This window comes from Pantoea sp. PNA 03-3, from assembly GCF_003201175.1.
GTDB lineage: Bacteria > Pseudomonadota > Gammaproteobacteria > Enterobacterales > Enterobacteriaceae > Pantoea > Pantoea stewartii.
The window spans coordinates 380015-392965 of the sequence record NZ_QICO01000003.1; the positions used below are offsets into that span (position 1 = coordinate 380015).

Consider the following 12951-nt stretch of genomic DNA (forward strand, 5'->3'; position numbering starts at 1 on the left):
AATAATGAGTGTACAAAACCTGAAGACGGAAAACTGGATTGCCGCGATGTTGCGTGTGGCGGCGCGTTTCGGCAAGCCTGCCGATGGCAAAACGCTGCGTCAGCAGATGCGCTGGTTCGAACATCTCCCTGCTGAACAGCAACTTGAACGGCTTTGCGGTTTGCTCGGCCTGCACCTGACCATGGTGTCCCCCAACAAACTGCGCTGGCGCCAGGACATCACGCCTGTCGTGCTGGTTATGGAAAACCATAGCGTGGCGGTGCTGGAAGGCATTGATGGGGAGGGAAGCGCACGTTACTGGCTCAGCGAAGGCGGTGACGTGATTCGCGAAGGTGAGCTGGCGGGCCTGCTTTCGCGTACACAAGGGGATGTGGGCGTTATTGGCGTTGCCGCTCGTGGGCGGGATGCCCGCATTGATGAGTTTGTTCAGCCCTATGAGCCGCACTGGTTCTGGAAAAACTTTCGGGGCATGGGCCGCCGTATTGCTGAGATTTCCCTGGCATCGATCATCAGTAATGTTCTGGCGCTGGCCGGGATTCTGTTTTCCATGCAGGTCTACGACAGGGTCATTCCTGCGCAGTCCGAAGCTACGTTGTGGGTGCTGTTTGTGGGCGTGCTGATTGCCGCCGCCATTGAATATTTGATTCGTCTGATGCGCACGCAGGTATCCGATCTGATGGGGAAACGCATTGACCTGAAAGTCTCTGCCATGCTGTTTGCCCGGGCGATGAATATTCGTAACGAATCCCGACCTAAATCAACCGGCTCTTTTATCTCGCAACTGCGCGAGATCGATCAGGTGCGCGAGTTACTGACCTCCACGACCGTCGGCGCGGCGGCGGATTTACCTTTTGTCATTCTCTTCCTGTTTATTATGTCGTTTATTGGCGGCTGGTTGGTCCTGATTCCGCTGGCCGCCATTCCCCTCATTATTATCCCAGGCCTGCTGGTACAGTTTCCTATGGCCCGGCTGGCGAAAGCCGGCTTACGTGAAGGGGCACTGCGTAATGCGGTGCTGGTCGAGACCATCGAAGGCATTGAAGACATCAAGGCATTGCAGGCAGAGCCGTATTTTCAACGCCAGTGGGAGCAAACGCATGAGGTCAGTGCGTCAATCGGTAATCAGCAACGCCTGTGGGGGGCCAGACTCACGGGCTGGGCATCGACCGTGCAGCAGCTGACCTATGCGGGCATGCTGGTCTTTGGGGTCTATTTGGTGCTGGACGCACAAATCACGACCGGGACGCTGGTCGCCTGTAGCCTGCTTTCCTCGCGCACCATCGCGCCACTGATGCAACTCACCATGGTCTTTTCCCGCTGGCAGCATGCGAAAACCGCAATGAAAGGGCTGGATGAGCTACTGAAAAAACCACTCGATAAACCTGAGACCGCGACATTGGCCCACTGTCCGACGCTGACCGGGCACTATGAATTGCGCAACGTGCATTACACCTATGATGAAGAGAACGAAAAGAACGTACTCAACGTGCAGCAGTTAACCATCAGGCCCGGTGAAAAAATCGCCATTCTGGGCAAGGTCGGTGCAGGTAAATCCACCCTGCTGAAAATTCTGGCCGGTCAGGCACAGGCCACGCAGGGGAAAGTGCTGGTCGATGGCGTGGATATGGCGCAAATCGACCCCACGGATCTCCGCCGTCAGCTCGGCTGGCTTTCTCATGATTCGCGACTGTTCTTCGGCACGTTACGCCAGAATCTGCTGCTGGGGAATCCACACGCCAGTGAACAGGAGATGCTGCAGGCGCTGCGTATCAGCGGTGCGTTGTCGCTGGTTCAGCAGGATGCGGCCAGTCTGGATCGCATTATTAATGAAGGTGGCCGTGGGCTGTCGGGCGGACAGCGCCAGATGATTATGCTCAGCCGGATGATTCTGCGCCAGCCACAGGTTGTGCTGCTGGATGAACCCACCGCCTCGATGGATGAGCAACTTGAAGATCATGTGATCCGCCAGATGCAGAGCTGGATCAGTGGACGAACGTTAATCCTGGTCACGCACCGTCCCGCACTGTTGAAGATGGTTGATCGTATCGTGGTGATGGAAAACGGCCGCATCATTGCGGATGGGACAAAAGAGCAGATTCTGCGGCGCGCGACCGCGGATGCCGGTCAGGGAGGGGCAGCATGAGCATCGTCATGTTAGATAAAGATTTGGCCAAACATGAGCGACGCACATCCACCATCATCTGGTTGTGCACCGCCGCGCTGGTGCTTTTTCTGATCTGGGCGCATTTCGCCATTCTTGATGAAGTCACGGTCGGCACCGGAAAAGTGACGCCGTCAACCCGTGCGCAGGTAATTGACAGTCTGGACGGCGGCATCGTGAAGCAGCTTAACGTGCATGAGGGCGATATCGTCGAAAAAGGCCAGATTCTGGCCACTCTGGATCCCACCCGTTTTCAGTCTAACTTTGGTGAAGTGCAGGCACGGGTGAGGACGCTGCGCGCTTCGTCTGAGCGACTGAGCGCAGAGCTGTCTGGTACACCGCTCACCTTCAGCGCAGAGACGCTAAAAGAGCCGCAACTGGTGGCGCGTGAGAAGCAGTTGTACGAATCACGTCGCCGTAACCTGACAGAGACGATCAGCAACCTGCAACAGTCTTTACGGCTGGTTCAGGATGAGCTGCGTTTAACGGAACCGCTGGTGGCGAAGGGCGCCGCAGGGCAGGTAGAAGTCATTCGCCTGCGCCGTCAGGTCAGCGATCTGCGCGGTAAAATTGATGAGGCACGTAACGATTATCTGGTCCGTGCCCATGAAGAGCAGGTAAAAAACAATGCGGAACTGGATGCCCAACTGCAGGTTGCCGCAGGCAAAGAAGACCTGCTGACGCGTGCCACGCTCACTTCACCCGTTCGGGGTATCGTGAAGGATATCCGGGTCACCACGGTCGGTGGTGTGCTCGAACCGGGCGGTAAGATGATGGAAATCGTGCCGCTGGAAGATCAACTGCTAATCGAAACCCGTATCAATCCTCGTGATATCGCCTATATTCGGCCCGGCCTGCCAGCCGTGGTGAAAGTGACCGCCTATGACTCTTCCATCTACGGTGACCTGCCGGGCGTGGTGGAAACGGTCTCGCCGGATACCTTGCAGGATGAGGTTAAGCGCGATCAGTTTTATTACCGTGTTTATGTCCGCACACAAAAAGCGGAGCTGACAAACCGGGCCGGACGACGCTTCCCCATTGTGCCGGGCATGGTGGCGAATGTAGAGATCAAGACAGGGCAGAAATCTGTCATGGATTATTTGCTTAAGCCGTTGAATAAGGTTAAAGAATCGATGCGTGAACGTTAATAAGGCGTGGAACCGGACCGGTAACCTAGCTGGTTTCGGTCCGTGATAAAATACAGGGGAAACTTTGTAAGAGGTGAGGGTTAATTTGGCGAGGGCGAAGCGGCATAAGTGACGAATAATTCAGCACTTAGCGGTGCTATTTTCCGCACAGCTGACCAGACACTGAACAGCAGGCAAAAAAAAGCCGGGCAATATGCCCGGCGCTTAATTAGCATTTAAGAAATCATTCGGGGGTGAATGAAGATAAGAAATAAATGATGATAGCGGGTGTAATTATAGGGATTATGGGAAAGATGTTTTATCATTGAGTGCTTAGGAATATTCCCACTAAAATCATAGGAATAACTATTATTAAGTAAGGGATTATCAATTTGTGCTTTATTTTTTATCACTCTGTGCGGCTAATTAGTTCCGTAATATTCATATCCTGAAATAAATTTTACAGTTAAAGAAACACTTTCTGAAATTTCGTATCATTTTAGCGATGGATTATTACGCTTGTTGAAATAACAATGGGCCTTCAACCGATTTATCATCGGTCAGCAGTGGCAAATATAAAAGGCACATAACAGAGGGTAATAAAATGAAGCGTCACATTCTCTCCCTGGCGATCCCTGCTTTACTCGCAGCGGCAGGATCGGCAAATGCGGCTGAAATCTATAATAAAGACGGCAATAAATTAGATTTATTTGGCAAGGTAGACGGCCTGCACTATTTCTCGGACAACGACAGTAGCAATGGCGATCAGTCGTATGTGCGTTTTGGCTTCAAGGGTGAAACCCAGGTTACCGATCAACTGAGCGGCTACGGCCAGTGGGAATACCAGGCCGCGCTCAACAATTCAGAAGCCCAAGGAACAGCTGACAGCTATACCCGTGTTGGCTTTGCCGGGTTAAAATTCGGCGATGCGGGCTCATTCGACTATGGCCGTAACTACGGTGTCGCTTACGACATTGGCGCGTGGACAGACGTGCTGCCTGAATTCGGTGGCGATACCTATGGCGCGGATAACTTTATGTTCCAGCGCGGTAACGGCATGGCAACCTACCGTAACAACGGCTTCTTCGGACTGGTCGATGGCTGGAACTTTGCGGTTCAGTATCAAGGCAAGAACGATAACCCCACTGAAACGTCAGGCGGTCGTGATGTGTTGGGTGAGAACGGCGACGGCTGGGGCCTGAGCACCACGTACGATCTGGGATCGGGCTTCGGCATCGGTGCCGCGACCTTCCAGTCCGATCGTACTAATAACCAAAATGGTAATGCGCCAGGCATTCTGGGACGCGGTGATAAAGCTGCAGCCTATACCGGTGGCCTGAAATACGACGCCAACAATATTTACCTGGCCGCGATGTACACGCGCGCCTATAACGCCATCAGCTTTGGCGACAGCACCAGCGGCAACCAGGCGAACACCGCTTACGGATACGCCGATAAAGCCGACAACTGGGAACTGGTGGCGCAGTACCAGTTTGATTTCGGTCTGCGTCCGTCTCTGGCGTACATCAACTCACGCGGTACTGATGTCCAGAACTGGGGCAAACAAAATCTGAAGAAATACGTCGACGTAGGGGCGACTTACTACTTCAACAAAAACATGTCGACCTATGTTGATTATAAAATCAACCTGCTGGACGATAATGACTTTACCAAAGCGGCCGGTATCAATACCGACGATGTGGTGGGCGTAGGACTGGTTTACCAGTTCTGATAAAAGCAGGGAGCGCTATGCGCTCCCTGCGTTATTCCTCACCCACCGAGGCTGGCGGATGGTTTTCGTCTGACGGCACAAGAACGTTGCCGTATCTCGCCCCTTCAAACGCCACACCTGACAAGGTAAACGCGGCGTAACTTAACCAGCGTTGTAACGCCGTCATTCCGATTTCTGGCTTTTCCATCCTCTCTCTCCCGGCAACGCAGATAGCATTACACGTGCAGAATTCATGCCAGTCCGACCGCTCTCATAGCCACGGACATCTCGCCCGTTTTGCTACAATGGCCGGCGATTCAGGGGAAGAGAATGACCTTTGATGGTGCAGACGTGATCAACGACGGCGCAGATAAGTCGTAACCATGTGGCGGTGACGGCGTTGTTGCCAGGTTTTATAACTGCCAATAACGAACAGGCCCAGCGCAACGGCAAGGATTATATAAATCATCTGTTGCTCCTTATGCTTACGCCCTCAGTATTGAGGAGAACGATCCAGTCTGTGCGACTCACTCAGCTTTATCAACCAGTTTTAATTTAATTTACTTAATGTTTATGCTTTGAAACAGGCATAAAACGCCCGTTATGGATGAATAATGATGAGAAGTAAGATTAATCTGCTGTTAGTGGCGGCGGTCCTGCTGGTAGCAGGATGTGATCATCCCGCATCAAAAACCAAAGACGGAATGGTGCTGGAAGGGAAAACGATGGGAACGGTGTGGCGGGTGAGCCTGGCGGGCGTGGATGAAACGCGTAAAGCCGATCTGCAGCAGCGCATTCAGCAACAACTGGATGCCGACGATGCCGAACTTTCAACCTGGAAGGCTACCTCCGTGCTCTCTCGCTTTAATCAGAGCCGCGCCACCACACCGCAGCCGGTGAGTGAAAACATGGCTGATATTGTGACGATGGCTTTACGTATCGGTAAAAAAACAGCAGGCGCCATGGATATTACGGTGGGACCGCTGGTGAATTTATGGGGGTTTGGGCCGGATAAACAGCCCGTGCATATTCCCGATGATCAACAGATTGCTGCGGCCAGAGCGTTGACCGGCTTACAGCATTTGCGCGTCATACAGGGCAGCAACGGACAATGGCTGCAGAAAGATCTGCCAGGCTTGTATGTCGACCTCTCCACTATGGGCGAAGGATTTGCCACCGATCATCTGGCTCGCCTGATGGAGCAGGAAGGCATCAATAACTATCTGGTGTCGGTCGGGGGAGCCGTTTTATCCCGCGGAATGAACGCGCAGAACCAGCCGTGGCGGGTTGCGATTCAAAAACCGACCGACAGAGAAAATGCGGTTCAGGCCAGAGTCGATCTGCAGGGCCATGGGATCAGTACGTCGGGGAGCTATCGCAACTATTATGAACTGGACGGTAAACGCCTCTCCCACATTATTGATCCGGCCACAGGCCGGCCTGTCGATCACAAGCTGGTTTCGGCAACCGTGATTGCCACGACCGCGATGGAAGCCGACGGCTGGGATACTGGGCTTATGGTGCTAGGCACAGAAAAAGCCAAAGCGCTGGCTCTGAAAGAGAAGCTGGCGGTGTACCTGATTACGAAGGAAGGGGACAAATTTGTGAGCTGGATGTCGCCACAATTTACCGCTTTCATTATTCCATCTGACTGACAGAGAGAAACGCATGCTGGATCTGTTTAGTGACGCTTCACCCTGGCAGGAACCGTTGGCGGACGGCGCCGTGATATTGCGGCGACGTGCCCGCGATCAGGCCGACGCACTGTATGAGGCGATCATGACGATTGCGGCGAGCAATCCGTTTGAACACCGTATTACGCCGGGAGGACACCGCATGTCCGTCGCCATGACCAACTGTGGTGATTTTGGCTGGTCCACGGATGCGCGCGGCTACCGTTACAGTGAGCAGGACAGCACACATCAACGCCAGTGGCCTGCGATGCCGGAGACGTTCCGGCTACTGGCCCGTCAGGCGGCAGAAGAGGCGGGCTTTCCGGCGTTTAACCCGGATGCCTGCCTGATCAACCGCTATGAACCTGGGGCAAAACTGACTTTGCATCAGGATAAAGACGAGAAAGATCTGCGTCAGCCGATCGTTTCTGTGTCGCTGGGGTTGCCTGCTGTATTTCAGTTTGGTGGTTTTGAACGCAGCGATCAGGCGCAGCGGGTGCTACTTGAACACGGCGATGTGGTGGTCTGGGGCGGCCCGTCTCGCCTGCGTTACCATGGAATATTGCCGCTGAAAGCCGGTATTCATCCGCTGACTGGCGCGTTCCGCTATAACCTGACATTTCGCCGGGCGTTTTAACGTGCGCAAGTTAGTGCGAATAACTATTGCTATCATTTGCCATCACTTTACACTGCAGGCTCACTGGATTGCCGGGTAAGGTTTTATGGCGTTGTTACAGGTTGTTTTTAATCAGTATCGCTGGCCGTTTATTGGCGTGATTTTGCTCACCCTGCTGAGTGCGGCATTGGGATTAGGCATGATTGCGTTTATTAACAGTCAGATGATTGTTGCGGTGAATACCTCGCTAAGCGTGTTGCCGGCTTTTCTGGCTCAGGTCGCGCTGCTGATGGCGGTGACCCTGGCCTCACAGCTGTCGCTGACCTGGCTGGGGCATCAGTTTGTCTGGCGGCTGCGCGGCGAATTTATCAAACGTATTCTGGATACGCGCGTGGAGCGCATTGAGCAAACAGGCAGTGCGCAACTGCTGGCAGGATTAACCAGCGATATCCGGGCCATTACCCTTGCGTTTGTGCGTCTGCCGGAGCTGATTCAGGGCATCATTATCACGCTGGGTTCAGCGCTCTATCTTGCCTGGCTGTCGCCGAAAATGTTGCTGGTGACCAGCGGCTGGCTGGCTGTGACGTTGGTGGGCGGCTGGATGCTGGTTTCCCGGGTTTATCAGCACATGGCGAAACTGCGTGAAGTTGAAGACAACCTTTACCGTGACTACCAGACGGTGATTGAAGGACGTAAAGAGCTGCAGCTTAACCGCGCGCGTGCCCGACTGATTTATGACACGGTTTATCAGCAGGATGCCCGCGCTTACCGGCACCACATTGTGCGCGCCGATACTTTCCACCTCAGTGCCGTCAACTGGTCCAATATCATGACGCTGGGTGCTATCGGCATGGTCTTTTTCATGGCAAACAGTCTGGGCTGGGCGAATACGGCTGTCGCAGCAACGTTTTCCCTGACGCTGCTGTTTCTGCGCACGCCGCTGCTGTCGGCGGTAGGGGCCTTGCCGACATTGCTCAGCGCGCAGGTGGCCTTTCGCAAACTCGCGCTGTTTGAACTTGCACCTTATCAACCTGATTTTCCTGTCCCCGCAGCAACAACTCCGTGGCAAACGCTTGAGTTGCGCGACGTCACCTTTCATTACGGTGAAAACGGGTTTCGGGTGGGGCCGGTCAACCTGACGCTTCGTCGTGGCGAACTGGTGTTTTTGATTGGCGGTAACGGCAGCGGTAAGTCGACGCTGGCGATGCTGCTGACAGGTCTGTATCAGCCCCAGTCCGGTTGTCTGGTGATCGACGGTCAGCCGGTCGATGCTGGCGACCGGGATGCCTGGCGGCAGCATTTTTCAGCCGTCTTTACCGATGTGCACCTGTTTGATCGCCTGATTGACAGTCAGGGCGAACCGGCTTCGCCTGCCCGAGTCCAGCTATGGCTTGAAAAGCTAAAAATGCAGGACAAGCTGAAGATTGAGGGGAATAAGATACTTAATCTGCAACTGTCGAAAGGGCAGAGCAAAAGGCTGGCGTTACTGTTGGCGGTGGCGGAACAACGCGACGTCTTGCTGCTGGATGAGTGGGCCGCCGATCAGGACCCGCATTTCCGCCGGGTGTTTTACCGCGAACTGCTGCCTGCGTTGCAGGCGGCGGGCAAGACCGTCTTTGCAATCAGCCATGATGATCACTACTTCATTCATGCCGATCGTCTGCTGGAGATGCGCGATGGCAGGCTGTATGAGTTAACCGACAGTGAGCGCGAGCGGGCCACGCAGGATGCGATAAAGCTTACCGACACCGGCTTGTAGACGCGTGGCAGCCGTTGCCGGCGCATCGACGATTAACGGAAATAAGACAAAAGATAAAGCCGCTCAAATCAGCGGCTTTTCAATGTTGGGTTGGCGTTTTCAGCTTCCACTCAGGCCTGACAGTGCCAGAGCCAACAACGGTGGGTTGGTCGCTTGAGATAATCAATCATTGGGTGGGATGGCAAAGTTTTTTAGTGACACGACAAAGTGGTGTTGGCCTTTACTGATGCGCGCACCGCGATCGCACCACTGACTTGCCAGACGGAAGAAATCGTCACAACCGATGTCGTATGCCAGCTCCACCTTACTGATGCCTGAATGCAGTAAGTCTTCTGCATCCTTCAGGTTCTTAGCTTTGATGACCATATCTGTATCCTCGATTTCAGGAGGAAACAGAATAAGTTATTTTTATTACAAAATTGTTTCAATTTCATGAATGGCTGTCATATTTGCCCGTTTTGTGAAGCCACAAACACTTTGCATGTCACGTTAACCCAATGACTTTTTTCCTGAATCTCCCTTTCAGGCCTTTTTCTGGCAAGCCAGAGGGAAACCGCCTCAGCGTGGCCCGACTCACTATCCGCTCACTGCCATGCTATCTGTTCTGCGTTTTCCGCTTTCACGGTTGGGGTTCACTTTCTGTTGCTTGCCGGACAGGCCCCTGCGACAGAAAACTGAGATCGCTGCCGGACGGGCGCTGATAAATACGTAATGAAAAAACGTTAGCGATGGCATAGATATATTCAAAGATTGCCGACTGCGTATTTTCATAGTCCACCCAGAGTACGGAGGAGGTAAAGCAGTAGATCTCAATCGGTAAGCCTTCGGCTGACGGTTTCAGCGATCTCACCACGATATACATGTCTTTGTGGATATCCTCCCGCTGTGTCAGCCAGGCAGTAAGATAGTGACGAAAGACCATCAGGTTAGTCATGCCGTTTTCAACAAACCAACGGTCACCAACCGCGCTCAGTTCCCGACCATCCATCAGCTTTGACAGTTGTTCGCTGATGCCGCGGACCTGGACCATCGGCTCCAGCATGGCATGATCTACAAAGCGTATTGACGTTTGATCAAGGTAGAAACTCCGCATAATGCGTCGTGCACCGGAGGAAAACATTGCCTGCCAGTTGGTATACGTTTCGGTCAAAAAGGTTTTTGTGGGCACACGCGAAAGTGTATTGTCCCAGTTACGAATGGTGATGGTGTGCAGCGCGATATCAATGACCTCGCCACTGATATTATTCGCGGGCAGCTCAATCCAGTCGCCAAGCTGTAGCACGTCATTCGATGAGAGCTGAATATTCGCCACCAGTGATAACAAGGTGTGCTGAAAGACCAGCATCAGAACCGCTGCCACGGCACCCAGACTGGAGATGATAATGGCTGGCGACTTATTCGACATAATGGCCAGGATCATTATCGCAGAGATAATGTGGACCAGAATCTTACCGACCTGAATATAGCCCTTGATTGAATGATTTTTACGTTTTGATTTTTTGACATAGGAGATGTTCACAATCTCCAGTACTTCATTAAAAAACAGCGACAGATAAACCATAAATAAAATGCCGCAAATGGTTTTTATGGCGATTAACAGGTGCTCGGGCAGGTCCGGCATAAACTGCAACAGGAAGTAGACCGTGATGACCGGAATAAAATTGGATAGTTTTTCAGACAATCTGACATCTTTATCCAGCGGCACCTGATTCTTGTGACTGCTGAAGAACACTTTACGCACCACTCTGACCACAAAAAATTTGCATATCAGATGGGCTACCAGGCCCGTGACAATCAACACCAGGAGGTTAACAGCAATAGAAAGGGCGGGTTTATTCTCGATAAAGTGTTGTATGTCGTTAAAATAATTCATGTTAATCGTAAGCCTGGAAATGTTGCTGGTATTCAACCACAAACCTGTTGATGGCGATAAGCGTAGCGTGCGCCTGCTCTTCGCGCGACCGCGGTTAAATAAATGTTGTTTGTGCCTGAATGTAAGCCGCGCGGCACGGGCCGTCAGCCCGGAGGTGGTGACCGTGCTGTTGTTGACGTGCGCGGCTATCTGTTCCAGCGCGGGTCGTTAACCGCGATGTTTTGTCGATGCATCGCATTGTCTCATGAAGGTGAGTGCGGGTAACGCGCGGAGGTCTCCATCGCAGCAAACCGCATTGCAGATAAAGACAGGGAAGAGGCGAATCAGAGAAGGAATAATATCGTCGGCGTTTTTCTCCTTTGCACAGGGAAGGTGATTAGCGTCGGGTTTTATACTTGCAGAAAATTAAATTTTTGATGGTGACTGACGCGTATTAACCAGGCTGCTGTCGGTTTTATCCCAGGCGAGATGATGTCTGAATATATGCCCATATACGCTGAATACATGGAATATATGGTTATTATTTTGCTTATGAGAGCGTTATCGTAGGTTAAAAACACCTCTAAAACATATGCTTATCGCCACCTCTTTTCAGGAAGGTGGAAAATGAAAACGCACATAACGTCAACCATTCATGCCGATTACACTGTTCAGTCAGACCGCTCGGGTCGTGTAGGCTTTATTGAGAAGGCCGGATTTGGGGCCGGTGATGCAGCCTGTAATATGTTGTTCAACCCGATAACCCTGTTCCTGTCATTTTTTTATACGGATATATTTGGTCTGACACCGGGCGTGGTGGCGACCATCTTTCTTGTTGTCCGTTTTGCAGATGCGATTTTTGATCCTTTTTATGGCGCCTGGATTGATAAAACCACCACACGCTGGGGGCGCTTTCGTCCATGGATCATTGGCTTCGCCGTACCGTTTGCGATGAGTTGTATGGTGATGTTTTACACGCCCGATTTGCAGGGCAATGCAAAGATCCTGTATGCGTTTATTACCTATCTGATTTTGTCACTGCTGTATTCCGGTGTGAATATTCCGTACTGCTCGCTAGGCGGTGTTATCACCACCAATGCGCAGGAGCGGGTGTCCTGTCAGCAGTTTCGTTTTATGGGCGCTGGCTTTGCCAGCTTATTCTGTACTCTGACATTGTTGCCGATGGTGGCTTTCTTCGGTAACGGCAACCGGCAAATGGGCTTCTTTTGGGTCATTACAATTTTTGCCGTGATTTCCCTGTTCCTGTTTGTCTTTTGCGTGGCTACGACACGGGAGCGCGTGATCCCCAAAAGCAACGCCGGGGATTCCATCTTTAACATTATCCGGCAAATCATGAAAAACGATCAGTGGGTCGTCTGTGTCTTTGCCATGTTCCTGGATTGTATTCCGTCGTTTGTGCGCGGGGCCGCGTGTATTTATTTTGCCAAATACGTGATGGGGCTAAACGATTATTATGCCACGCTATTTCTGAGCACCGGGATTGTCGCCGGGATTCTGGGTTCCTATATCACACCCTATTTCACCAACCGCTGGTGCAAAGTCACCGTTTACCAGGCATGCAAAGCTATCGCGCTGATGATGTCTGTCGGGTTCTTTTTTCTGCCCGCTCAGAATGTGCTGGTGGTCTTTGTCTGGTTCTTTGTTCTGTCAGTGATTCATCAGATTGGCGCGCCCATTCTGTGGTCGTTTATTGGCGATGTGGATGACTATGGCGACTGGAAAACGGGTAAACGTCTGTCCGGCATCTGTGCCTCCGGTAACCTGTTTTCACTCAAAATTGCGCTGGCCGTCAGTGGCGCGATGGTGGGGGCCGTGCTGTCGGTTACCGGTTATCAGGCCAATGTCGCCATTCAAAAAGCTAGTGCGATTGCGGGCATTTATACGCTGATGGTCTGGATTCCGGTCGTGGGTTATCTGCTTTCTGTGTGGCTGGTCCGCACGCGCTACATACTGACCACGGCCAAAATGAAAACCATCGAAGACGACCTGTTATCGACGCATCCTGAGTGAGCCTCTGCGCGTTCGCCACAG

The 12951-nt window shown here is 52.4% G+C and carries 11 protein-coding genes; 7 read left to right on the top strand and 4 right to left on the bottom strand.

Annotated features, from left to right (window positions below; all coding sequences use genetic code 11):
• Positions 1–4 precede the first annotated feature (4 nt).
• From C7433_RS11550 to ompC, 3 genes are all read left to right on the top strand, one after another.
• Positions 5–2143, top strand: coding sequence for a type I secretion system permease/ATPase (locus C7433_RS11550; protein ID WP_039338184.1), 2139 nt, complete (start codon positions 5–7; stop codon positions 2141–2143).
• A complete protein-coding gene (locus tag C7433_RS11555) occupies positions 2140–3309 on the top strand; it encodes an HlyD family efflux transporter periplasmic adaptor subunit (protein ID WP_110268201.1) in 1170 nt (389 codons plus the stop codon). The genes C7433_RS11550 and C7433_RS11555 overlap by 4 nt, the downstream gene beginning before the upstream one ends.
• A 583-nt stretch (positions 3310–3892) precedes the next feature.
• Complete coding sequence (gene ompC / locus C7433_RS11560) at positions 3893–5020, top strand: porin OmpC (protein WP_006119981.1); 1128 nt, start codon at positions 3893–3895, stop codon at positions 5018–5020.
• 31 nt (positions 5021–5051) lie between these two features.
• On the opposite strand, the gene C7433_RS23740 is transcribed toward ompC, so the two are convergent.
• Both C7433_RS23740 and C7433_RS11565 read right to left on the bottom strand, forming a co-directional pair.
• Positions 5052–5207, bottom strand: a complete 156-nt coding sequence (locus tag C7433_RS23740; RefSeq protein ID WP_006119982.1) for a hypothetical protein — start codon at positions 5205–5207, stop codon at positions 5052–5054.
• A gap of 147 nt (positions 5208–5354) precedes the next feature.
• The gene (locus C7433_RS11565) at positions 5355–5468 is read right to left on the bottom strand and encodes a hypothetical protein (RefSeq protein ID WP_006119983.1); all 114 of its coding nucleotides are present in this window, start codon (positions 5466–5468) and stop codon (positions 5355–5357) included.
• Between the two features lie 145 nt (positions 5469–5613).
• Here C7433_RS11565 and apbE point away from each other — a divergent pair, with 145 nt between their 5' ends.
• The 3 genes from apbE to C7433_RS11580 all read left to right on the top strand — a co-directional run bounded on the left by apbE (position 5614) and on the right by C7433_RS11580 (position 9047).
• Positions 5614–6654, top strand: a complete 1041-nt coding sequence (gene apbE, locus C7433_RS11570; protein ID WP_033740598.1) for an FAD:protein FMN transferase ApbE — start codon at positions 5614–5616, stop codon at positions 6652–6654.
• A gap of 13 nt (positions 6655–6667) precedes the next feature.
• Positions 6668–7309 carry a DNA oxidative demethylase AlkB gene (alkB, locus tag C7433_RS11575; protein WP_110268202.1) on the top strand — a complete coding sequence of 214 codons (642 nt, stop codon included), beginning with the start codon at positions 6668–6670 and terminating at the stop codon, positions 7307–7309.
• Between the two features lie 85 nt (positions 7310–7394).
• Entirely contained in the window at positions 7395–9047 is a 1653-nt protein-coding gene (locus tag C7433_RS11580; RefSeq protein ID WP_058702163.1) for a multidrug ABC transporter permease/ATP-binding protein, read from the top strand.
• Between the two features lie 162 nt (positions 9048–9209).
• On the opposite strand, the gene C7433_RS11585 is transcribed toward C7433_RS11580, so the two are convergent.
• Complete coding sequence (locus tag C7433_RS11585) at positions 9210–9413, bottom strand: hypothetical protein (protein WP_006119987.1); 204 nt, start codon at positions 9411–9413, stop codon at positions 9210–9212.
• Positions 9414–9666: 253 nt separating this feature from the next.
• The gene (locus C7433_RS11590; RefSeq protein WP_110268203.1) at positions 9667–10920 is read right to left on the bottom strand and encodes a mechanosensitive ion channel family protein; all 1254 of its coding nucleotides are present in this window, start codon (positions 10918–10920) and stop codon (positions 9667–9669) included.
• A 606-nt stretch (positions 10921–11526) separates the two neighbouring features.
• On the opposite strand from C7433_RS11590, the gene C7433_RS11600 reads away from it, so the two are divergent.
• Positions 11527–12930, top strand: coding sequence for a glycoside-pentoside-hexuronide (GPH):cation symporter (locus C7433_RS11600; RefSeq protein WP_110268204.1), 1404 nt, complete (start codon positions 11527–11529; stop codon positions 12928–12930).
• Positions 12931–12951: the final 21 nt, after the last annotated feature.